The organism is Kribbella italica, assembly GCF_014205135.1.
GTDB lineage: Bacteria > Actinomycetota > Actinomycetes > Propionibacteriales > Kribbellaceae > Kribbella > Kribbella italica.
In genome coordinates this window covers 1,104,739-1,125,594 of record NZ_JACHMY010000001.1, presented here as the reverse complement: position 1 = coordinate 1,125,594, position 20,856 = coordinate 1,104,739, and the positions used below count along the sequence as shown (strand labels likewise).

19 protein-coding genes are annotated in these 20,856 nt (G+C 69.3%); 6 read left to right on the top strand and 13 right to left on the bottom strand.

From position 1 onward, the window contains the following. Positions 1–280 precede the first annotated feature (280 nt). Together HDA39_RS05275 and HDA39_RS05270 are read right to left on the bottom strand one after the other, a co-directional pair. The gene (locus HDA39_RS05275) at positions 281–652 is read right to left on the bottom strand and encodes a VOC family protein (RefSeq protein WP_184794107.1); all 372 of its coding nucleotides are present in this window, start codon (positions 650–652) and stop codon (positions 281–283) included. A 47-nt stretch (positions 653–699) separates the two neighbouring features. Beyond that, the gene (locus tag HDA39_RS05270; RefSeq protein WP_184794106.1) at positions 700–1,530 is read right to left on the bottom strand and encodes a helix-turn-helix transcriptional regulator; all 831 of its coding nucleotides are present in this window, start codon (positions 1,528–1,530) and stop codon (positions 700–702) included. Positions 1,531–1,608: 78 nt separating this feature from the next. Between HDA39_RS05270 and HDA39_RS05265 the strand changes: the two genes are divergently transcribed. Together HDA39_RS05265 and HDA39_RS05260 are read left to right on the top strand one after the other, a co-directional pair. Then, positions 1,609–2,796, top strand: a complete 1,188-nt coding sequence (locus tag HDA39_RS05265) for an MFS transporter (RefSeq protein ID WP_184794105.1) — start codon at positions 1,609–1,611, stop codon at positions 2,794–2,796. A gap of 4 nt (positions 2,797–2,800) precedes the next feature. Continuing rightward, the gene (locus HDA39_RS05260; RefSeq protein ID WP_337925636.1) at positions 2,801–3,583 is read left to right on the top strand and encodes an alpha/beta fold hydrolase; all 783 of its coding nucleotides are present in this window, start codon (positions 2,801–2,803) and stop codon (positions 3,581–3,583) included. On the opposite strand, the gene HDA39_RS05255 is transcribed toward HDA39_RS05260, so the two are convergent. From HDA39_RS05255 to dnaE, 3 genes are all read right to left on the bottom strand, one after another. After that, positions 3,558–5,372, bottom strand: coding sequence for a DUF3352 domain-containing protein (locus HDA39_RS05255; RefSeq protein WP_184794103.1), 1,815 nt, complete (start codon positions 5,370–5,372; stop codon positions 3,558–3,560). The two genes, HDA39_RS05260 and HDA39_RS05255, sit on opposite strands and share 26 nt — an antisense overlap. A 46-nt stretch (positions 5,373–5,418) precedes the next feature. Further along, positions 5,419–5,925 (bottom strand): hypothetical protein, encoded by a 507-nt coding sequence (locus HDA39_RS05250; protein ID WP_238355979.1) that lies wholly within the window; start codon positions 5,923–5,925, stop codon positions 5,419–5,421. Positions 5,926–6,394: 469 nt separating this feature from the next. Further along, positions 6,395–9,943, bottom strand: coding sequence for a DNA polymerase III subunit alpha (dnaE, locus tag HDA39_RS05245; RefSeq protein ID WP_184794102.1), 3,549 nt, complete (start codon positions 9,941–9,943; stop codon positions 6,395–6,397). 168 nt (positions 9,944–10,111) lie between these two features. Between dnaE and HDA39_RS05240 the strand changes: the two genes are divergently transcribed. Then, positions 10,112–10,735, top strand: a complete 624-nt coding sequence (locus HDA39_RS05240) for a DJ-1/PfpI family protein (protein WP_184794101.1) — start codon at positions 10,112–10,114, stop codon at positions 10,733–10,735. Positions 10,736–10,738: 3 nt separating this feature from the next. Continuing rightward, a complete protein-coding gene (locus HDA39_RS05235) occupies positions 10,739–11,173 on the top strand; it encodes a MarR family transcriptional regulator (protein WP_184794100.1) in 435 nt (144 codons plus the stop codon). Here HDA39_RS05235 and HDA39_RS05230 read toward each other — a convergent pair. Next, positions 11,170–11,520: a RidA family protein gene (locus tag HDA39_RS05230; protein WP_238356422.1), complete on the bottom strand. Its 351-nt coding sequence runs from the start codon at positions 11,518–11,520 to the stop codon at positions 11,170–11,172. The genes HDA39_RS05235 and HDA39_RS05230 overlap by 4 nt on opposite strands. 113 nt (positions 11,521–11,633) lie before the next feature. On the opposite strand from HDA39_RS05230, the gene HDA39_RS05225 reads away from it, so the two are divergent. Further along, the gene (locus tag HDA39_RS05225) at positions 11,634–12,236 is read left to right on the top strand and encodes a TetR/AcrR family transcriptional regulator (protein ID WP_184794099.1); all 603 of its coding nucleotides are present in this window, start codon (positions 11,634–11,636) and stop codon (positions 12,234–12,236) included. Here the strand turns inward: HDA39_RS05225 and HDA39_RS43050 are convergent. From HDA39_RS43050 to HDA39_RS05205, 4 genes are read right to left on the bottom strand one after another with little or no spacing between them, the layout of a single operon-like run. Beyond that, the gene (locus HDA39_RS43050; protein WP_184794098.1) at positions 12,233–12,838 is read right to left on the bottom strand and encodes a Type 1 glutamine amidotransferase-like domain-containing protein; all 606 of its coding nucleotides are present in this window, start codon (positions 12,836–12,838) and stop codon (positions 12,233–12,235) included. The genes HDA39_RS05225 and HDA39_RS43050 overlap by 4 nt on opposite strands. Then, positions 12,835–13,743 (bottom strand): RluA family pseudouridine synthase, encoded by a 909-nt coding sequence (locus tag HDA39_RS05215; protein ID WP_184805584.1) that lies wholly within the window; start codon positions 13,741–13,743, stop codon positions 12,835–12,837. The genes HDA39_RS43050 and HDA39_RS05215 overlap by 4 nt, the downstream gene beginning before the upstream one ends. Positions 13,744–13,760: 17 nt before the next feature. Then, on the bottom strand, positions 13,761–14,540 hold the full coding sequence (lspA, locus tag HDA39_RS05210; RefSeq protein WP_184794097.1) for a signal peptidase II: 780 nt from the start codon (positions 14,538–14,540) through the stop codon (positions 13,761–13,763). After that, positions 14,513–14,965, bottom strand: coding sequence for a TraR/DksA family transcriptional regulator (locus HDA39_RS05205; protein ID WP_184794096.1), 453 nt, complete (start codon positions 14,963–14,965; stop codon positions 14,513–14,515). Before HDA39_RS05205 ends, lspA begins: the two co-directional genes overlap by 28 nt. A gap of 548 nt (positions 14,966–15,513) precedes the next feature. On the opposite strand from HDA39_RS05205, the gene ileS reads away from it, so the two are divergent. After that, positions 15,514–18,666, top strand: coding sequence for an isoleucine--tRNA ligase (gene ileS / locus HDA39_RS05200; protein WP_184794095.1), 3,153 nt, complete (start codon positions 15,514–15,516; stop codon positions 18,664–18,666). Positions 18,667–18,958: 292 nt separating this feature from the next. Here the strand turns inward: ileS and HDA39_RS05195 are convergent, their stop codons facing one another. The 3 genes from HDA39_RS05195 to HDA39_RS05185 all read right to left on the bottom strand — a co-directional run bounded on the left by HDA39_RS05195 (position 18,959) and on the right by HDA39_RS05185 (position 20,853). Then, a complete protein-coding gene (locus tag HDA39_RS05195) occupies positions 18,959–19,723 on the bottom strand; it encodes a DivIVA domain-containing protein (RefSeq protein WP_184794094.1) in 765 nt (254 codons plus the stop codon). Positions 19,724–19,931: 208 nt separating this feature from the next. Further along, positions 19,932–20,237, bottom strand: coding sequence for a YggT family protein (locus HDA39_RS05190; RefSeq protein ID WP_184794093.1), 306 nt, complete (start codon positions 20,235–20,237; stop codon positions 19,932–19,934). A gap of 43 nt (positions 20,238–20,280) precedes the next feature. Further along, the gene (locus HDA39_RS05185; RefSeq protein ID WP_184794092.1) at positions 20,281–20,853 is read right to left on the bottom strand and encodes a cell division protein SepF; all 573 of its coding nucleotides are present in this window, start codon (positions 20,851–20,853) and stop codon (positions 20,281–20,283) included. Positions 20,854–20,856 lie beyond the last annotated feature (3 nt).

The following is a 20,856-nucleotide window of genomic DNA, read 5'->3' as shown; positions in this document are numbered from 1 at the left end:
GAGCGGGCGAGGGCGACGCCCACCACTGATCAATCCACCGATTCCGGGCTCGGTCGCTCGCTGCTGAGCGTGGGACCGGGCGGGCGCTGGAGGTTGGACAGTGGTGGGCATCGGCGGACTCGGGGGACTGTGGGCGCGAAGCCGCTCCCTTGAGTTCAAGGGAGCGGCGGAGCCGGCTCGGTGGGAACGGTGATCGGACCGAGGCTGAGGGCGAGCGCGGTGACCGGGCCGGCCGGAGTCGGTGCGGGTGCGGAGTCGGTGCGGCGCGGGTGCAGGTGGATCAGCCCTCGACCAGGTAGAGGGTGTTTCCGTCCGGGTCGTGCAAGGTGAACATGGGCGGGACTCCGGGCCAGCTGAGTAGGGCGTCGACGGCGACTGACTGGGCGGTCAGGGCCGCGTGGGCGGCTGCGGCGTTGGGGGTGGTGAGGCGGATGCCGGTGTCAGCGCCTGTGGGGGTTTGGTCGGTGGTGGGGATCAGGGCGAGGGTTGTGGTGGCGCCGGGTGGGGCGACGACGATCCAGCGGCCGTTGAGTTGGGGGAGCTCGGCGTCGAAGTGGAGGTCGAAGCCGAGGGTGTCGACGTAGAAGGCGACGGCTCGGTCCTGGGCGGTGACCGGGACGGCGATGGTGCTGATGGCAGTGATGTGGTTCATTGCGGGTCCTCTCGGGTGGTGGTGACACCCGGAGGTAGAAGCCGGGGTCAGGATTTCGACATCGGCGCGTGAAGAAGTTCGGCGGGGACCGAGTAGACGACGAGCCACTGGTGCGGCTCGTCGAGCAGGGCGGTGACTTCGTAGCCGATGGTGATGCGGCCCAGCTGCGGGTGATCGAGGTGCTTGTCGCCGGAGACGCGTTCGCGAACGTCGCGGCGGGCCCAGCGGGTGGCGAACTCGGGGCAGGTCTCGAGCAGTTCGTCGACGAGGGCCCGGACGGCGGGGTCGTCGACGAGGTGACCGGCGGCGGAGCGGAGGTGGGCGACGGTGTCGTCGGCGACCTCGGGCCAGTTGCTGAACAGGGTGCGCGCGGACGGGTCCTGGAAGATGTACCGCGCGTTGTTCGAGCCGGGTCCCGGGCGCTCCCCCGGCTCGGGCAGGCGACCGGGGAAGAGGCGAGTCGCCGAGCGGTTCCAGGCGAGGACGTCGCCGGTGCGGCCGAGCACCACCACCGCGGTCGGAGGCGCGAAGAGGCTCATCAGTCGGAGCGCCGAGCGCGAGACCCGCTCGGTCGCCGGCGCCGATGGCGCCTCCCGTTGCCCGCCGAGAGCTTTGAGATGGCGTGTCTCGTCCTCGGTCAGGTCGAGGGTACGAGCCAACGCATCCAGTACGCCGTACGACGGGTGCCGCGCGTGCCCTTGCTCGAGCCGGATGTAGTAGCCGACGCTCAGTCCGGTGAGCTCGGCGACCTCCTCGCGGCGCAGTCCCGGCGTACGCCGTGGTGTGTCGGGGAGCCCGGCCGCGGCAGGCGCCAGGCGGTTGCGGCGCTCGCGGAGGAAGGCGCCGAGTTCGCGCGACCGGCCGGCGTACCGCGACATGCTGGTCCTCCTGACTGTCCCTGACAGGTGCACCCGGCAACCTTTCCGTGGCGGCCGGCAACGACCACGGTAGTAGCCGTGGATGCCATCACGCCCCGGCCGGCGCTCGCTACGGGAGTCGCCGCCGCTTCCTTCTTCCTGATCACTCTGAACGCCTCACTGGTGACGGTCGCGCTGCCGTCGATCGGGCGAGAGCTCGGCGCCGACGACGCGCTCGCCTGGATCCTCAGCGGCTACTCGCTGGTGTTCGCGGTCTGCCTGCTGCCGGCCGGCGTGTGGTCCGACCGGGTCGGCGCCCGTCGCGCGTTCGCGATCGGGATGACGGGGTTCGTGGCGACGTCGATGGTCTGCGCCGACGCGAGCGACCTCACCGTGCTGCTGGCCGCGCGAGCTGTGCAGGGAGCGGCGGCCGCGGCGGTGCTGCCGTCGGGTCTGGCGTTGCTGACCGCGGCGACCTCAGATCCAGTACGCCGTACGCGCGCCGTCGGGCGATGGTCCGCAGCCGGCGCAGTCGCCCTGGTCGTCGGCTCTCCGGTCGGCGGGGCGATCACCACCACGTTCGGCTGGTCCGCCACATTCTGGTTGAACGTCGCCGTCGGGCTGCCGATCCTGGTCGCCACGTGCGCGGTCCCAACCGGTCAGCGATCGGTACGGCGCACTGGCCGGCTGTCGATCGGCCCGGGAGCGGTGGTGAGCACCGTGACCGGGTTCGCGGTGAACTTCTCGTCGTACGGCGTGATCTTCGTGGTCACCCTGTTCGTCCAGCAGCTGCTGGAGAAGTCGGCCTGGGTCAGTGGACTCGTCTTCGTCCCGATGACCGCCCTGATCATCCCGGCGAACCTGCTGGCCGGCCGGCTGACGACACGGTACGGCGCCGGGCGGGTGTTGCTGGTCGGGCAAGGGCTGATGCTGGCCGGACTGCTCGGCCTGTGTTCGGTCGACGAGCAGGTCTCGCTCTGGGCACTGATCGCGTGGCTGCTGCCGATCGGAGCCGGGGCCGGACTCGTCGCGCCCGCGATGACCACGATGATGCTGGACGGCATCGCGGCGGCGCGGGCGGGATTCGGCGCCGGGCTGCTCAACGCGAGCCGGCAGGTCGGGAGCGGCACGGCGGCCGCGCTGTTCGGGGCCCTGCTCGGTACGGCGCACTTCCTGGCCGGGTTCCGGGTCAGTCTGGTCGTCGCGGCGGCGGTGGTTGCCGTCAGCACCTTCTTGGGGGTGTCCCTGGCAGGTGTACCCAGCCGGCGCGTGGTGCGGGGAGACTGAGACCGTGAAACTTCAGTACGAGGACTCCGGCGGGAGCGGGCTCCCGGTCCTGGCTCTGCACGGCACGTTCGGGCGGGGAAAGACCTTCGCGGCGATCGCCGAGCGGCTGGCGCCCGAGTACCGGGTGATCGCGCCGGACCTGCGCGGGCACGGGCTGACGGGAGCGGCCGAGGACAGCTCAGGCTTCGGGCGTGAGGCCTTCGTCGCCGATGTGGCGGAGCTCGCCGAAGATCTCAACCTCGCTCCGGCACTGGTGATCGGACACTCGCTGGGTGGCGTGACGGCGTTCCAGTTGGCAGCCAGGCGGCCAGACCTGGTGGCGGGCGTCGTAGTCGAGGACGTCGGCGCCGTCACGGAAGAGTTGCCCCAGCCGGTACTCGACGTCACCGGATGGCCGACGCGCTTCCCTGATCGCCCAGCAGCGGAGGCGTTCTTCGCCGCGACCCCGGAGCCCAGCTACTTCCTCGAGAGCGTGGTCCAGCGGGACGGTGGCTGGGAGTTGCTGTTCGACCTCGACGACATGATGGCCGCGCAGCACGGCAACACCGGCGTCTGGTGGGACGACTGGACCGCCGTACGGCAACCCATGTTGTTGCTGAGAGCAACAGACAGCTTTCTGCTCAGCGAGGAGCTGGCGGCCGAGATGGTACGACGTCGCCCGGCGACCACGCGGGTCGAGTTCGACGGCACCGGGCACTGGATCCATCGCAAAGACCCGGACCGTTACAGCTCAACGGTCCGGGCCTTTGGGCAGAGCCTGACTACTTGGCGACCACCCGGAGGGTGAAGTCGGCCTGGCCGCCGTCGGTGTGGCGGATGGTGACGCCGGCCGAGCGGAGCGCGGCGGCGTCCTTGTTCGTCTTGAGCTCCTCGGTCAGCGCGCCGATACCGTCGAAGTCGACGTACGCCGCGAGCACCGCGCCCTTCGGGTCCGGGATCGCCTGCTTGAAGCTCTCCGACTCACCGAGGTTGCCGCCCTTGAGGACCTTCTCGGCGTAGCCCTTGTCGGTGGAGATCACCAGCGTGTCGTCGTCCTGGGCCTTCTCGACCGGGATGTTCAGCTCGCTGCGCTCACGGACCAGGCGCATCACCTTGTCCGCCACCACAGCGGCCTTGGCCGGGTCGGTCTCGGACCGGACGGCGATCTGCGGGCCGTTCTCGCCGTTGTCCCGGTCGATCGCGACCGCGAAGTTCTTGCCCAGCAGCGTTTTCAGGTCGTCCGGCAGGACGAGCCCGTACTGGTCGGTGAAGCCCGAGGTCAGCTCCTCCAGATCGATGCCGCTGGACTTCTTCATCTGCTCCCACGCGGTGTCGACCAGGTCCGAACCACCCGACACGGCCATCCCACCCGCCGAGCTCTCCGGCAGCTTCGCGAGCAGGTCGCCCGCATCGGCCGCGCCGGTCTTCACGGTCTGGTCGCTGCGGACCACGCCCTTCAGCTCGACGTAGCTCGCGTCGAACCGCAGCGCCGCGGCCATCGAGCCGGCCGGTAGCGCCTTGCGCTGCTCCTCGGTCAGCTTGCTGTTGCCGAGCAGTGCCAGTCCGGCGGTGTCGGCCCAGAACGACGCGAAGCCCTGCTCGCCGAGCGCGGCCATGTCGCCGTCGAACTTGGAGTTCTTGCTCAGCGGGCTGTCCTTGGCCGTCGAAGCAGCCGAGTCGACCACGGCCTGGTTGTCGCCGAGCAGCACGTAGCCGTCGGTGAAGACACGGCCCGGCTTCTCCTTCTCCTTGGCGAACAGCTTGTCCAGGCCGGCGTTGGCCTTGTCCTCGCTCTTCACCTGGACCGCGACCACGACGTCCGGCGTCTTGCTGTCACCGGACGGCGGCAGCGCGGCCAGTCCGGCCCGGTCCCCCAGCCACGGCTTGACGTCCTTCTCGAAGTCGACGTCGGCGAGCTCGTCGCCGGCTTCCTTCTTCAGCAGGTCGAACAGCTTCTGCCGCAGGTCGTCGTTGTCGCTGGTGAGTCCGATCCGCTCCTTCGCGGACGGGAACTTCATCAGGTACCGCAGTGCGGCGACGCGCTGACCGGCCGACGGATTCAGGTCGATGCGGGCGTAGGCGACCGCGGTCCCGGGCAGCACCTCGGCCGGCTGACCGCCGCCACCGTTGAGCCGCGCGTAGGCGAACAGGCCTCCGCCACCGAGCACGGCGAGCACCGCCACGACGGCGACGAGCGGGATCCACTTGTTGCGGCGCTTCGGCGGCTCGGGCTGCCACTGCTGGGCCTGGCCGAAGCCCGGCCCGTACGGCGGCTGGCCACCGTCACCCTGCGGACCGCCGTACTGCGGCTGTCCGTACGGCGGCTGCTGGCCCTGGTAGCCCTGCTGCGGCTGCCCGTACTGCGGCTGGCCCTGGTAACCCGGCTGCCCCTGGTACGGCGGTTGGCCCTGGTACGGCGGTTGCCCGCCCTGCTGCGGCGGCTGGCCACCGCCCTGCGGCCAGAGGCCTTGGTTGCCCTGAGCACCGAATTGGTGACTCTGGGTGCCAGGAGCGGGGTACGGGCCGTTCGGGCCCGGTTGGCCGCCGGTTGCACCGGGCTGGTGCGGGTTGACCGGCGGATTGGTCTGGTCGGACATCGTGCCCCCTCGCGTCACCGGTGAGATGCCACCGGGCCGGAACAGGCTATTTCACCTGCGCCGATGATTCTGACGCGGAAGATACCGATGTGGTTGCAACTGGTTCCGCGCGCCAGGTCAGCGCGGCGATGATCGCGGCCGCGAGGGCGGCGCCGACGAGCCAGGCCGCGAGCGGGGTCCAGGTGTGCAGCTCGAGCGGCGCGGCGAGCAGGTCGCCGGGCTTGGCCGCCTGGAGACGTGGGTCGAGCGGGTCGTGGCCGAGCAGCATGCCGACGCCCCAGGCGACGGCCGAGCCGACCACCGAGCCGACGCAGACGACGGCGACTGCCCACGGTCCGTAGTCGCGCAACCACCAGAACAGCGCGGCGCCGAGCACGAGCGCGGTGAGGAAGCCGATCGCGACGAACATGCCGTCCGGGCCGAACACCCGGGTCATCTGCTCCTCGCCGAGGGCGCCGCCGTTCTCGTCGATCGTGTACTGCGCGAGCGGTGCGTACTGCTGCCACGCCCACCCGGCGATCGCCCCGGCCACCAGGAACACGGCGACGGTCACCGCGATCGCCCGGCTCCAGGGAAGTTTCGGCGCCGGCTGCCGAGGAGCCCCGAACGACCCTCCGAACGCTTGCGGCGCATACGGCCCGCTGCCCCCGGAGTACACCGGCCCGGACGAAACCGAGCCGTGCCCCTGGGTGGAGTGAGAGGCGTGCCCCGAGGCGGCCTCCGAAGACGCCCAGCCCTGCCCGCCGTACGCCGGCGAGCCCGGCTGCCCGGTCTGCCCGGGGCCTGACTCCCCCGGAGCCGCCTGCCCGGCGTACCCCGCTTGCCCGGCCCGCCCCGGACCCGACTGCCCCGGACCCGCTTGCCCGGCGTACCCCGGCGAACCTGCCTGCCCCAGAGCGCTCGGCTCGGGCTGCCCGGTGGACCAAGGCCCCTGGGGGTTCGGCTGGGTGGGGTCGGGTGGTAGTGGCTGACTCACGGGGCCAGTGTGACGTACCGGGTCAATGCTTTCGCTCACCGGTGCCTCAGCCGGCCAGGCAGGACGGGCCGAGCAGGGCTTTCAGGTCCGCCATCAGCGAGGACGTCGGGGTGACCCGGAACCGGTCGCCGATCCGCATCACCGTCGTCTTCTGCCGGGCCTGCAGGCGCAGCTGCACCTCGGTCATGCCGGGGTGCGACTGCAGCACGTCGCGCAGCTGGTCGACCACCGGCTGGGTGCAGCGGTTGACCGGCATCGTGATGACCACCGGGCCGCTCGGGCCCTGGGTCAGGTCCGGCACGGTGACCTCGTCACCGCTCAGCTCGAGCCGGTCCTCACGGCGCCGGACCCGGCCCTTCATCAAGATGATCGCGTCGTTGGTCAGCAGGTGCGCGTGCAGCTGGTACGCCGAGGAGAACATCATCACTTCGATCGAACCTTCGAGGTCCTCGATCGTGACGATCGCGTAGATGTCGCCGCGCTTGTTGACCTTGCGCTGGACGGCCGTGACCAGACCGCCGATCGTCACCCGGCTGCCGTCGGGCCGGTCCTCGTCCGCGAGCAGCTGACCGATCGTGGAGTCGGTGCCGTTGGTGAGCACGTGCTCGACGCCGAACAGCGGGTGGTCGGACACGTACAGCCCCAGCATGTCGCGCTCGTGCGCCAGCTTGGTCGCCTTGTCCCACTCCTCGATCTCGGGCACCCGGACCGTCAGCCGGCTGTTGCCGTCGCCGGAGTCGGCCTCGTCGTCGCCCATCGAGAACAGGTCGAACTGGCCGTGCGCCTCGTTGCGCTTGAGGTCGATCGCCTCGTCGACGGCCTGCTCGTGCACCGCGACGACCGCGCGCCGGGCGTGGTTCATCGAGTCGAACGAGCCGGCCTTGGCCAGCGACTCGATCACGCGCTTGTTGCAGACCGGCAGCGGCACCTTGTCGATGAAGTCGACGAAGTCGGTGAACCGGCCCTCGGACTCGCGCGCGCCGACGATCTCGGCCACCACGTTGACGCCGACGTTGCGGATCCCGGACAGCCCGAAGCGGATGTCGGTGCCGACCGGGGTGAAGTCGGAGTCGGACTCGTTGACGTCCGGCGGCAGCACCTTGATGCCCATCCGGCGGCACTCGTTCAGGTAGATGGCCATCTTGTCCTTGTCGTCCTTGACGGACGTCAGCACCGCGGCCATGTACTCGGCGGGGTAGTTCGCCTTCAGGTAGGCGGTCCAGTACGAGACCAGCCCGTACGCCGCCGAGTGCGCCTTGTTGAACGCGTAGTCGGAGAACGGGACCAGGACGTCCCACAGCGCCTTGATCGACTGCGCCGAGAAGCCGTTGGCCTTCATGCCCTCGGAGAAGCCGACGTACTCCGCGTCGAGCACCTCGCGCTTCTTCTTGCCCATCGCCCGGCGGAGCAGGTCCGCCTTGCCGAGCGTGTAACCGCCCAGCTGCTGGGCGATCGCCATCACCTGCTCCTGGTACACGATCAGGCCGTACGTCGTCCCGAGGATCGGCTCCAGCGCGACCGCGAGCTCGTCGTGCGGGTAGCTGATCTCCTGCTGCTTGTTCTTGCGCAGCGCGTAGTTGGTGTGCGAGTTCGCGCCCATCGGGCCGGGACGGTACAGCGCGCCGACCGCGGAGATGTCCTCGAAGTTGTCCGGCTTCATCAGCCGCAGCAGCGCCCGCATCGGGCCGCCGTCGAACTGGAACACGCCGAGCGTGTCACCGCGGCCGAGCAGCTCGAAGGTCGCCTTGTCGTCGAGGCTGCGGCCGAGCGCGTCCAGGTCCAGCGTGATACCGCGGCTGGCCTCCACGTTCTTGACCGCGTCGTCCATGATCGTCAGGTTGCGCAGGCCGAGGAAGTCCATCTTGACCAGGCCGAGCGTCTCGCAGCTCGGGTAGTCGAACTGGGTGATCACCTGGCCGTCCTGGTCGCGGCGCATGATCGGGATCAGGTCGATCAGCGGTTCCGAGGACATGATCACGCCGGCCGCGTGCACACCCCACTGGCGCTTCAGGTTCTCCAGGCCGCGGGCGGTGTCGACGATCTTGCGGACGTCCTGGTCGGACTCGTACAGCTGGCGGAACTCGCCGGCCTCGGAGTAGCGCTTGTGCTGCGGGTCGAAGATGCCCGACAGCGGCACGTCCTTGCCCATCACCGCCGGCGGCATCGCCTTGGTGATCCGGTCGCCCATCGCGAACGGGTAGTCCAGCACCCGGCCGGCGTCCTTGATCGCCTGCTTGGCCTTGATCGTGCCGTACGTGACGATCATCGCGACCCGGTCGTCGCCGTACTTCTCGGTGACGTAGCGGATCACCTCGGGGCGGCGGCGGTCGTCGAAGTCGATGTCGAAGTCGGGCATCGACATCCGCTCCGGGTTGAGGAAGCGCTCGAAGATCAGGCCGTGCTGCAGCGGGTCGAGGTCGGTGATCCGCATCGCGTACGCACACATCGAACCGGCACCGGATCCACGGCCGGGACCGACCCGGATGCCGTGCTCCTTGGCCCAGTTGATGAAGTCGGCGACGACGAGGAAGTAGCCGGCGTACCCCTTCGAGGTGATGACCTCGATCTCGTACTCGGCCTGCTTGCGGACGTGGTCCGGGACGCCTTCGGGGTAGCGCTTGTGCAGGCCGGTCTCGACCTCGGCGATGAACCAGGACTCCTCGTTGTGGCCGTCCGGGCAGGGGAAGCGCGGCATGAACCGGCCTTCGCCCTCGGTGAAGGTGACGTCGCACTGCTCGGCGATCAGCAGCGTGTTGTCACAGGCCCCGGGAAGGTCGCGGAACGTCTCGCGCATCTGCGCCGGCGTCTTCAGGTAGAACTCGTCGCCGTCGAACTTGAACCGGTTCGGGTCCGACAGGGTCGAGGCGGACTGGACGCAGAGCAGCGCAGCGTGCGCGGTGGCGTCTTCCTGGCGGGTGTAGTGCAGGTCGTTCGTCGCGACGAGCGGCAGGTTGAGTTCTTTGGCCAGCCGGAGCAGCTCCCGTTGGGTCTGCCGCTCGATCTCGATGCCGTGGTCCATCACCTCGCAGTAGAAGTTCTCCGCGCCGAAGATGTCGCGGAACTCCGAGGCGGCCTCGAGGGCCTCCTTGTACTGCCCGAGCCGCAGCCGGGTCTGCACCTCGCCACCGACGCACCCGGTCGTCCCGATCAGGCCCTGGCCGTAGGTCTGCAGGAGCTCCCGGTCCATCCGGGGCTTGAAGTAGTACCCCTCGAGGCTCGCGAGCGAGGCCATCTTGAACAGGTTGTGCATGCCGCCGGTGTTCTTCGCCAGCAGGGTCATGTGCGTGTAGGAACCGCCACCGGACACGTCGTCGCGGCTGCTGCCGGCGTCACCCCACTTGACCCGCCGGCGCTCGGTGCGGTGGGTCTGCGGAGTCAGGTAGGCCTCGACGCCGATGATCGGCTTGACGTCGTACTTCTTCGCGGTCTTCCAGAACTCGTACGCACCGAAGACGTAGCCGTGGTCGGTGGTCGCGAGCGCCGGCATACCGGCCTCGCTGGTGGCCTTGAACAACTCGTCGATCCGCGCGGCGCCGTCCAGCATGGAGTACTCAGTGTGGTTGTGCAGGTGCACGAAACTGTCGCTGGACGCCATGTCTGCGCAGACCTCCCAGGGCGTTGGTGAGCGGAACGAAGACAGCTTAGGCAGGTCGCTCGGACAGTTTTCGGCGACCCGCCTACGACCACCCGGCCAGGCCCGGAATCGCCCGGTATCCGGTCAGGTCCTATTGACAACATGTTGTCGTTTTGACAAGCTGTTGTCATGACCGAGAACAGCCTCACCACCGTCCACGTCGCCGTCTACGACACGCTCGCCGACTGGGAGATCGGGTTCCTCACCGCCCACGTCAACAGCCCGGCCTGGCACAAGAGTCCGGGCCGGTTCCGGATTCGCACGGTCGGCGCGAGCGCCGCGCCGGTCACCACGATGGGCGGGCTGCGGGTGCTGCCCGACCTCACGCTCGACGAGCTGAGCCCGGGCGACAGCGCGATGCTGGTACTGCCGGGCAACGAGTTCTTCCCCACCGAGGCGTTCCACCCGTACGCCGCGAAGGCGCGCGAGTTCCGGGCGGCCGGCGTACCGGTGGCGGCGATCTGTGGCGCGACCGGCGGGCTCGCACTCGCGGGGATGCTCGACGAGCACGAGCACACCAGCAACGCAAAGGAGTTCCTCGAGGGGCTCGGGTACGGCGGCGACGCGCTCTACCGCGACGAGCCGGCCGTCAATGACGGCGGACTGATCACGGCCGGCGCGCAGGCGCCGATCGAGTTCGCCAGGGCGGTCTTCGCCGAACTAGGGATCTACGAGCCGGGCGTGCTCGACTCCTGGTACAAGCTGTACGGCGAGAAGAACCCGGCCGGGTTCTACGAGCTGATGGGTGCATGACAGGTGACTCGTGACCAGGAGCTGCTCGGTGCGGCGGCGCTGACGACGTTCAAGCTCAACGGCCAGTTCCTGGAGCTGGCCGAGAGCTTGGCCAAGCCGGTCGGGCTGACGGCGACCTGGTGGCAGGTGCTCGGCGCCGTCCTCCAGACGCCGCTACCGGTCGCGTCGATCGCCCGCGAGATGGGCATCACCCGGCAGGCCGTCCAGCGCACTGCCGACGTACTGGTGGAGCGCGGACTCGCGGAGTACCGGGACAATCCGGCGCACCGGCGGGCCAAGCTGGTCGCGGTCACCAGCGAAGGGCTGGACGCCGTACGGGCGATCAGCCCTGAGCAGGCCAAGCAGGCGAAGCGTCTGAGCAGTGTGCTCGGGCAGGAGGAGTTCGCCCGGGCTGTCGAGGCGCTGACGACGCTGTCGAAGGCGCTGGACCAGCTCTAGTCGAGCACGGCGGTCGCCTCGACCTCGACGAGCAGGTCGGGCTCACCCAGCGCGGCGACGCTGAGCAGGGTGATCGGCTTGAGCGGGTCGACGCCCAGCTTGGCCGCCGCACGCGCGACCCCCTCCCCCAGCTGCGGGAACTTCTCGGGACTCCAGTCGACGACGTAGATCGTCAGCTTGGCCACGTCGTCGAACGAGCCGCCGATCTCGGTCAGCGCGTTGCCGATGTTGAGGTAGGCCTGCTCGACCTGGGCCGCGAAGTCGCCCGTCCCGACCGGACGGCCTTCGCGGTCCCGGGCGACCTGCCCGGCGAGGAAGACGAGTCGCGAACCGGTGGCGACGGACAGCTGCCGGTAGACGTCCGGCTTGGCCAGGCAGTCGGGGTGATCAGCGTGACGCTCATGGCGGGCTCCTTCGGTGGGATTTCTCGTACCATAACCGTGTTATGTATAGTTGGGCCATGGCGAGAACGAAAGATCCGGCCGTCCGGTCGCTGCTGATCGAGCGCGCGGCCCAGATGCTCCGGGCGCGGGAGCCGATCACGCTGCGGTCGCTGGTGGGCGGCACCGGGGTGTCGACGATGGCGGTCTACACGTACTTCGACGGCATCGACGGGCTCTGGAAGGCGGTCCGGCAGGAGGGCTTCACGCGACTGACGGGCGTGCTGGCGCAGCTCGGGCCGACGGACGACGCGGTCCGGGACCTGGCCGCTCTCGGAGCGGCGTACGTCGCGAACGCCGAGGCGAACCCGGATCTGTACCGGGTGATGTTCGACGCCTCGGTCGAGCTGGAGGATCCGGCGGGCGCCGACGCCGGGCTGCAGCCGCTGGTCGAGGCTGTCGCTCGCGCGACCGCTGACGGGCGGTTCACCCCCGGGACCGAGTCGTTGGCGGTGGCGACGCAGGCCTGGGTCATCGGGCACGGGCTGGCGTCGCTGGTGATCAACGGGCCGCTGCCGCGGGAGGCGCTGGGGTACGCCGTACCGATGCTGACCGCGCTGTTCACCCAGGCCGGTGACGAGCCTGACCGCTGCCGGGCGTCGGTGAGTACGGGCTGGGGCTAGACCAGCTCGCGCGAGGAGCCATCGATGACGAGCGCCTGGCCGTCGCGGAGGGTGACGTACGGTACGGCGGTGCGGTCGTACAGCTCCCGGACCTGCTCGATCAGCTCGGTCTCTGGGTGGCCGGGTGAGTTCACGTGCGGGACGAAGGCCTCATCGAGTACGCCGAGGCCGTCCCACAGGACGTCGTCGACCGCCGAGGCGTCGTCGCACAGCTCCAGGCCGCGCAGGCTCGGGGCGAGGACACAACAGCCGGCGCTGTAGCCGGCGTACACGATCTGCTCGGAGCGGATCAGGTCCGGGAGGAGCTGGTCGAGGCCGCTGCGGGCCATGGCTTCGCGCAGGACGAAGACGTTGCCACCACGCACCCACAGACCATCGAACTCCTGGAAATCAGGTAGGCCGTTCCTCAGATCGACTTCTGTCGGGCGCAGGCCCAGCTCGACCAGCCAACGGTGTTCGGCGCGGACCTTCTCCTCGCGGAGGATCGGCTCCTCGGTGTCGATGGCGTTGCAGATCACCGCGATCCGGCCCCGCGCGGGCAGCATCGCGACCCACCGCTCCGGATGGTCGCCCAGCCGGAACGACGACAGGTAGAGCTTCACTGGGTGTCGACGAGCCGGTCCAGGGCCTGGTCCAGGTCGTCGGGGTACTCCGAGGTGAACTCGACGTACTCCCCCGAGCCCGGGTGGGTGAAGCCGAGCCGCATCGCGTGCAGCCACTGGCGCTTCAGCTGCAGGCGGTCGGCGAGCACCGGGTCGGCGCCGTACGTGACGTCGCCGCAGCACGGGTGGCCGATCGCGGCCATGTGGACGCGGATCTGGTGCGTCCGGCCGGTCTCCAGCGTGATCTCCAGCAGCGTGCCGTACCGGAAGGCCTCGAGCGTCTCGTAGTGCGTGACGCTCGGCTTGCCACCGGCCACGACGCCGAACTTGTAGTCGTGGTGCGGGTGCCGGTCGATCGGCGCGTCGACGGTGCCGGTGAACGGGTCCGGGTGCCCCTGGACCAGCGCGTGGTAGATCTTCTTCACCGTGCGCTCCTTGAAGGCGCGCTTGAGCACGGTGTAGCTGTACTCGGTCTTGGCGACCACCATCAGCCCCGACGTCCCGACGTCGAGCCGGTGCACGATGCCCTTGCGCTCGGCCGCGCCGCTGGTGGAGATGCTGAAGCCCGCGCCGGCCAGGTGCCCGATCACGGTCGGGCCGGTCCAGCCCGGGGACGGGTGCGCCGCGACACCGACCGGCTTGTCGACCACGACGATCTCGTCGTCGTCGTGCACGATCCGGAGGTTGTCGACGGTCTCCGGTACGACGCTCACCTCGCCCGGGGGCGCCGGCAGCTCGACGTCGAGCATCACGCCGGCGGTGACCCGGGCCGACTTCAGCGCCTTCGCGCCGTCGACCTGGACCAGACCGGACTCGATCAGCTCGGCGGCCTTGGTCCGGGAGACGCCGAACAGCCGCGACAGCGCGGCGTCCAGCCGCTCGCCGGCCAGGCCGTCCGGGACCATCACGGTCCGGGAGTCGCTCACTTGCCGCTCACGTCCTTGGTGCCGTCGAGCTTGATGCCGCGCAGGGTCTGGATCACCAGCAGGATCGCGGCCGAGGTGACGGCCATGTCGGCGACGTTGAAGATCGCCCAGTGCGGGGTCTGCAGGAAGTCGACCACGTGACCGTGGAACGGCGACGGCTGGCGGAAGATCCGGTCGGTGATGTTGCCGACCGCGCCGCCGAACAGCAGCCCGAAGGCGACCGCCCAGCCGGCCGACCCGAGTCGGCGCGAGAGCCAGATCACGCCGACCGCGACGATGATCTGGATCGTCGAGATCACCGGGGTGAAGTCGGAGCCGAGGCTGAACGCCGCGCCGGGGTTGCGGATCAGGTTGAACTTGAGCAGCTCGCCGATCACGTTCACGGGCTCGCCGGGGGTGAGATGCCGCAGCGCGAGCACCTTGGTGAGCTGGTCGAGCCCGAGGATCAGCAGGCCGACGACGGCGAAAACCGCGGTGAGTCGCCAGGACCGGGGCTTGACCGGAGCTGCCTCGGTGGCAACTACTTGGTCGGTCTCGGCCGGATCGGCGGCAGATCCCTGGTCGGTTTCGGCCGGTACGGCGGGCGCCGGGTCCGCGCCGGACTCGGGCGCCGGGTCCGCGGCGATCCGAGAGCCGGGCTCGGGCGCCGACGGGCCGTCCGGAGACGACGGCGAACCGGCCGACGAGGTGTCGGCCGGTTCGGTCAGGTCTTCGGCGTCCCCTGACGGGTGGGACGACTGGTCTTGGTTCAGCGGCGTTCTTCGCGTTCTTTGCATGACACGCACAGTGTCGCACGCGGGAACGCCTGCAGCCGTCCCTTGCCGATCGCCTTGCCGCAGCTCTCGCAGACGCCGTACGTGCCGTCGTCGATCTTGGCCAGCGCCCGCTCGATCTGGTCCAGCATCTCGCTGGCGTTCCGGGCCAGCGACATCTCGTGGTCGCGCTCGAGCGTGGTCGACCCGACGTCGGCCTGGTCGTTGCCGGCCCCGTCGCCGCCGTCGCGGAGCAGGCCGACGATCTCCTGCTCGGCGTCGCGGATCTCCTTCTTGAGGTGCAGCACGTCGGCCTCGAGCTCACCGCGCAGCTCGGTCAGCTCGGCCGCCGTCCACGGGTTCTCCCCGTCGCGGACGGTCAGGTTCTCGGCTTTCTTGGGCGACTTGGCCGGCGCCGTTGCCGGGGTCCTGTTCTCGTTGGTCTTCATGGCCACCCTCTTCGTCGGAGCTTTCCTGGCAGGGGTTTTCGCGGCCTTCTTGGCCGGCTCTTTGGCGGTCGCGGCACTCTTCTCGGCCGCGGCGGTGCGTTTACCGGGGGCGGACTTCTTTGCCGATGTAGCCATGACTCGACTACCCCCTGCCTTCGTCGGAGACTGAAGCGGACTGGTCGCAAGACAGTAGGTCAAGCTGACGCCGAGCGCCAGCCTGACGCGCAGACTGAGAAGACACGGTAGCCGGTTCTTCCAAGCGACTCGATGTTCTGCGCGTTGCGGCCGGATCACGGGCCGGAACCGACTAAAGATTAGTCGCCCGCTGGTGTGAAGTCGTACAATTTTTTCCGCCACCGCAAGGCGCTGATGGGGCCATCACCCCGGAGCCGCCGGAAGAACGGTCTCACGACTCACTAGACCCGGCAGCGGAGCGAAACGAAGTGGATGACGTTGAGTCATCAAGAAGGGTGGTACCGCGGAGTACGGCGACGTCGCCGTACGTCGTCCCTTCGTCCGGCAGCAGCTCGACGAAGGACGGCCAGACAATGGCGGACGACACCCCGACCACCCCGTGGCAGCAGGTACCGGCCCAGGTGGACCTCACCGCGATCGAGCACGACGTGCTCCGGACGTGGGACGAGCAGGACACCTTCGCCAAGTCCCTGGCCCAGAGCGCCGGGGGCGCGCCGTGGACCTTCTTCGAGGGCCCGCCGACCGCGAACGGCATGCCCGGCACCCACCACATCGAGGCCCGGGTCTTCAAGGACCTCTTCCCGCGGTACCGGACCATGAAGGGCTTCTCGGTCGAGCGCAAGGCCGGCTGGGACTGCCACGGCCTGCCGGTCGAGGTCGCGGTGGAGAAGGAGCTCGGTTTCAGCGGCAAGAACGACATCGAGGCGTACGGCATCGCCGAGTTCAACGCCAAGTGCCGCGAGTCCGTGCTGCGCAACGTCGACGCGTTCACCGAGCTGACCAGCCGGATGGGCTACTGGGTCGACATGGAGCACCCGTACAAGACGATGGACCCGCAGTACGTCGAGTCCGTCTGGTGGTCGCTCAAGCAGATCTACGACAAGGGCCTGCTGGTCGAGGACTACCGGATCACGCCGTACTGCCCGCGCTGCGGCACCGGCCTGTCGGACCACGAGCTGGCCCAGGGCTACGAGACCGTCGTCGACCCGTCGGTCTACGTCCGCTTCCCGCTGACCTCCGGTCCGCTGGCCGGTCAGGCGTCGCTGCTGGTCTGGACCACGACCCCGTGGACCCTGGTCTCCAACACCGCCGTCGCCGTGCACCCGGACGTCGACTACGTCGTCGCGACCGACGGCACCGAGTCCCTGGTCGTCGCGGAGCCGCTGCTCGGCTCGCTCGGCGAGGGCTGGACGGTGACCAACACGTACGCCGGCCGCGAGCTGGAGCGCTGGACCTACCAGCGGCCGTTCGAGCTGGTCGCGTTCGACGAGCCGGCCCACTACGTCGTACTGGCCGAGTACGTCACCACCGAGGACGGCACCGGTCTGGTCCACCAGTCCCCTGCCTTCGGCGCCGACGACCTCCTGGTCGCCAAGGCGTACGACCTGCCGGTGGTGAAGCCGGTCGGTCCGGACGGCCGCTTCGACGCGGACCTGCCGCTGGTCGGTGGCCAGTTCTTCAAGAAGGCCGACCAGGACCTGGTCAAGGACCTCGACGCCCGGGGCGTGCTGTTCCGCCATCTGCCGTACGAGCACCCGTACCCGCACTGCTGGCGCTGCCACACGCCGGTCATGTACTACGCGCTGCCGTCCTGGTACATCCGCACCACGCAGGTCAAGGACGCGCTGCTGCGCGAGAACGAGAAGACCAATTGGTTCCCCGAGTCGGTCAAGTGGGGCCGGTACGGCGACTGGCTGCGCAACAACATCGACTGGTCTGTCTCCCGCTCCCGCTACTGGGGTACGCCGCTGCCGATCTGGCGCTGCGCCGAGGAGCACCTGGTCTGCGTCGGCTCGCTGGCCGAGCTCGGCGAGCTGGCCGGCCGCGACCTGAGCAGCACCGACCCGCACCGCCCATACGTCGACGACATCACCTTCGCCTGCCCGACCTGCGGCGGTGAGTCGCACCGGGTCGCCGAGGTGATCGACGCCTGGTACGACTCGGGCTCGATGCCGTTCGCCCAGTGGGGCTACCCGTGGGTGGACGGCTCGAAGGAGAAGTTCGAGAAGGCCTACCCGGCCGACTTCATCTCCGAGGCGATCGACCAGACCCGCGGCTGGTTCTACACGCTGATGGCGATCGGCACGCTGGTGTTCGACGAGTCGTCGTACCGCAACGTGGTTTGCCTGGGGCTCATCCTGGCCGAGGACGGCCGGAAGATGTCCAAGCACCTGGGCAACATCCTCGAGCCGATCCCGCTGATGGACGACCACGGCGCGGACGCGGTGCGCTGGTTCATGGCCGCCTCCGGCTCGCCGTGGAAGGCGCGCGGCATCGGGCCGAACGTGCTGAACGAGATCGTTCGCAAGGTGTTGCTGACGTACTGGAACACGGCCGCCTTCCACGCGCTGTACGCGCGGCTGGCCGACTGGGACCCGTCCGACGTCCCGCCGGTCGCCGAGCGCTCGGTGCTGGACCGCTGGCTGGTCAGCGAGACGCACCGGCTGGTCCGCGACGCCGACGAGGCCTACGCCGGGTACGACACGCAGAAGCTGGGCGCGCTGATCAGCTCGTTCGTCGACACGCTGTCGAACTGGTACGTACGGCGTTCGCGGCGCCGCTTCTGGGCCGGTGACACCGGCGCGCTGGCGACGCTGCACGAGACGCTCGACGTGCTGACCCGGCTGATGGCGCCGCTGACGCCGTTCCTGACCGAGCGGGTCTGGCAGGACGTGTTCCGGCCGGTCACGCCGGGGCTGCCGGAGTCGGTGCACCTGTCGACGTTCCCGGCGTACGACGCCGCGCTGATCGACGACACCCTGGCGACCCACGTGTCGATGGCCAAGCGGGTCGTCGAGCTGGGCCGGTCGGCGCGGGCCGAGGCGAAGGTCCGGACCCGGCAGCCGCTCAGCCGTGCGCTGGTCGGGTCGGCGGCGATCGCGGACCTGTCCGGCGAACTGCTGCGCGAGATCGCCGAGGAGCTGAACGTCGGCACGGTCGAGCCGCTGTCGTCGGCCGGTGCCGACCTGGTCGAGCACTCGGCCAAGGGCAACTTCCGGGAGCTGGGCAAGCGGTTCGCCAAGCAGACGCCGGTGGTGGCCAAGGCGATCGCCGCGGCCGACGCGGCCGCGCTGGCCACGGCGCTGAAGGCGTCCGGTACGGCGACCGTGCAGGTCGAGGGCGAGCCGGTCGAGGTGAGCGCCGACGAGGTGCTGATCTCGGAGCGGCCGCGCGAGGGCTGGTCGGTGGTCAACGAGCAGGGCGAGACCGTCGCGCTGGACCTGGAGGTCACGCCGGAGCTGAAGCAGGCCGGCCTGGCCCGCGAGGTGGTCCGGACCCTGCAGGAGGCCCGCAAGAACGCCGGCCTGGAGGTGTCGGACCGGATCAGCGTCTGGCTCAACGCCACCGACTCCGAACTGGCCGATGCCCTCGGCAAGCACGCGGACGACGTCGCCCGCGAGGTGCTCGCCACCGCGGTGGTCCAATCGGCGCCCGAGGCAACCGACGGCCTCAGCACCGGGACCGACGAGGACCTCGGTCTGACCTACTGGTTGACCAAGGCCTGAACTGCACCTGCCTGTCGCCCCGGCTGCGCCGGGGCGACAGGCAGGTAGGGGAAAAACAGAGGGGAGCCGGGGAGCCGGCAGATCGTGCGAACGCAGCGGGGCCCGGCCTGGATTCAGGCTCGGGCCCCGCTGCGTTGGTGCTTCCGGACTTTGGTAAAGACTGCGTTCAGTTCAACACTCGGACCGGATTCTGACGCTGAGTCACCGCGGCGGCGCGGTCAGTCAGAAGTTCCCGGACATGACGAAGAGGCGGTGCCGCCGGAAAGCACCGCCTCCTCACCCGAGGTGTTGTTTACACGCCGTGACCGTGAGCCTGCGCGCGGGCCTCCGGGCGGAAGCCGTTGCGCGGGCTGAGCGTGTCGTCGCCGTTGCCGAGCGCCTTGAGCTGCTCGGTGAAGTACGTCTTCAGGCGGCTGCGGTACTCGCGCTCGTAGGCGTGCAGGTCGTCGATCGTGCGCTCGAGCTGGCCCTTCTGCTTCTCCAGGGTCCCCAGCATCTGCGCGCGTCGCTCGGCGATCTCGCCGTCGAGCTTCTCGGCGCGGGCGCGGGCCTCACCGGTCATCCGGTCGGCCTTGCCGCGGGCCTCGTTCTCCAGCCGCTCGGCCTTGGCGCGGGCCTCACCGATGATCTTGTCGGCGGTGTCCTTCGCCTCCTGGACCAGGTCGTCGGAGTGCTTGGTGGCCATCTCGAGCAGCCGTACGGCGGAGCTGGACGCGTCGCCGACGGTCCCTGCTGCCGCAGCAGCCCCCGCGGCCGCTACAGCGGGAGCGACGACTGGGGGCTTCTCCTCCGGCTTCTCGACCACGACCGGAGCGGGCTTGGGCTGTTGCACGACGGGCGGGAGAGCGGCGGTCTGGTCGACCGGCCGTTCCTGACCCGCACCAGCGCGCTGGGCCGCCGCCAGCTTCGCGCGCAGCTCCTCGTTCTCGGCAAGAAGGCGCTCGAGCTCGGCCTCCACCTCGTCGAGGAAGGAGTCGACCTCAGTGACGTCGTAACCCTCCCGCAATCGGACGGGCGTGAACTGCTTCGAGCGGACGTCATCCGGCGTCAGCGGCATCTTTCACCTCGTTTGTCTGTGTCTTGGCGGAGTCTGGGGCGCAAACCCCGGCGACTCAGTAGATCACGTTATCGCTTCGTTGTGTTCTGGCGGAATCCGGGCCGGGCGACAACTTGACCCTCGCCGGCTTGCTCGGTCTGCTTCTACCCCTCCTGCCGCTTCCTCAAGCTGCCCCGCGACGGTCCGGCCGGGGTACGTTCCCGGCCGCTCACAGGGACCGGATCGCGGTGTTGTTGACCGACATCGCCAGCGAGACGAGCACGAACAACATCAGCATGGACAGGTCGATCCGGATCCCGCCCGCCCCGATCGGGGGCAGGATGCGGCGCAGGGGCCGCAGGAACGGGTCCGTCACGGAGTAGACCAGTTCGAACAGCAGCAGCAGCGGGCCCTTGGGGTGCCACTGGGGCGCGAACATGACGATCAAACTGAGTACGAACCGCGCCACCAGGAGCAGGAAGAAGGCGAGCAGTACCCAGCTGAGAACACTGAGGACGAGCGCTAGAGCAACCATGTCGTCAATGAGTGTAGAAGACCGGGGAAGTCACGGGAGCCCACTAGCTCTGGTTGTAGAACCCGTCCGCGGCGATCTTCTCCTTCTCCTCCGCGGCGACCGTCACGTTCGGCGGGCAGACCAGGAACACCTTGGTGGTGATCCGTTCGATCGAGCCACGGCAGCAGAAGATCAGCCCGGCGGCGAAGTCGACCAGCCGCTTGGCGTCGGCGTGGTCCATCTCGGTCAGGTTCATGATGACGGGCGTACCGTCACGGAAGTGCTCACCGATGACGCGCGCCTCGTTGTAGCTGCGCGGGTGCACGGTGGTGATGCGGGCCAACTCGGTAACCTCCGGGGAAGGTGAGACTCCACGCCGATCTGGAAACTTGCTGACCGTCGCGCCCTGCTCCTCGCGGTCGCGCGGGTCACGACCGTCGCGGACCTCGCGACTGTCGCGCGGGTCACGCGCGTCCCGGGACTCGCGGACCGGTTCGGTCTCGTGGGACTCCCCGTCGACGACGTCGTCCTCGTACTCGTCGTAGTCGTCGTACTCGTCGTCGTAGCGCGCGTTGTAGCGCTCGCCGTCCTCGACCAAGCCGAGGTACACACCCATCTTGCGCAGCGCGCCGCTCATGGC

Coding starts and splice junctions, on each gene's coding strand:
- HDA39_RS05275 (WP_184794107.1), bottom strand. CDS start 652: ATGAACCACATCACTGCCATCAGCACCATCGCCGTCCCGGTCACCGCC.
- HDA39_RS05270 (WP_184794106.1), bottom strand. CDS start 1,530: ATGTCGCGGTACGCCGGCCGGTCGCGCGAACTCGGCGCCTTCCTCCGC.
- HDA39_RS05255 (WP_184794103.1), bottom strand. CDS start 5,372: ATGTCCGACCAGACCAATCCGCCGGTCAACCCGCACCAGCCCGGTGCA.
- dnaE (WP_184794102.1), bottom strand. CDS start 9,943: ATGGCGTCCAGCGACAGTTTCGTGCACCTGCACAACCACACTGAGTAC.
- HDA39_RS05240 (WP_184794101.1), top strand. CDS start 10,112: ATGACCGAGAACAGCCTCACCACCGTCCACGTCGCCGTCTACGACACG.
- HDA39_RS05225 (WP_184794099.1), top strand. CDS start 11,634: ATGGCGAGAACGAAAGATCCGGCCGTCCGGTCGCTGCTGATCGAGCGC.
- HDA39_RS05215 (WP_184805584.1), bottom strand. CDS start 13,743: ATGGTCCCGGACGGCCTGGCCGGCGAGCGGCTGGACGCCGCGCTGTCG.
- lspA (WP_184794097.1), bottom strand. CDS start 14,540: ATGCAAAGAACGCGAAGAACGCCGCTGAACCAAGACCAGTCGTCCCAC.
- HDA39_RS05205 (WP_184794096.1), bottom strand. CDS start 14,965: ATGAAGACCAACGAGAACAGGACCCCGGCAACGGCGCCGGCCAAGTCG.
- ileS (WP_184794095.1), top strand. CDS start 15,514: ATGGCGGACGACACCCCGACCACCCCGTGGCAGCAGGTACCGGCCCAG.
- HDA39_RS05195 (WP_184794094.1), bottom strand. CDS start 19,723: ATGCCGCTGACGCCGGATGACGTCCGCTCGAAGCAGTTCACGCCCGTC.
- HDA39_RS05190 (WP_184794093.1), bottom strand. CDS start 20,237: ATGGTTGCTCTAGCGCTCGTCCTCAGTGTTCTCAGCTGGGTACTGCTC.
- HDA39_RS05185 (WP_184794092.1), bottom strand. CDS start 20,853: ATGAGCGGCGCGCTGCGCAAGATGGGTGTGTACCTCGGCTTGGTCGAG.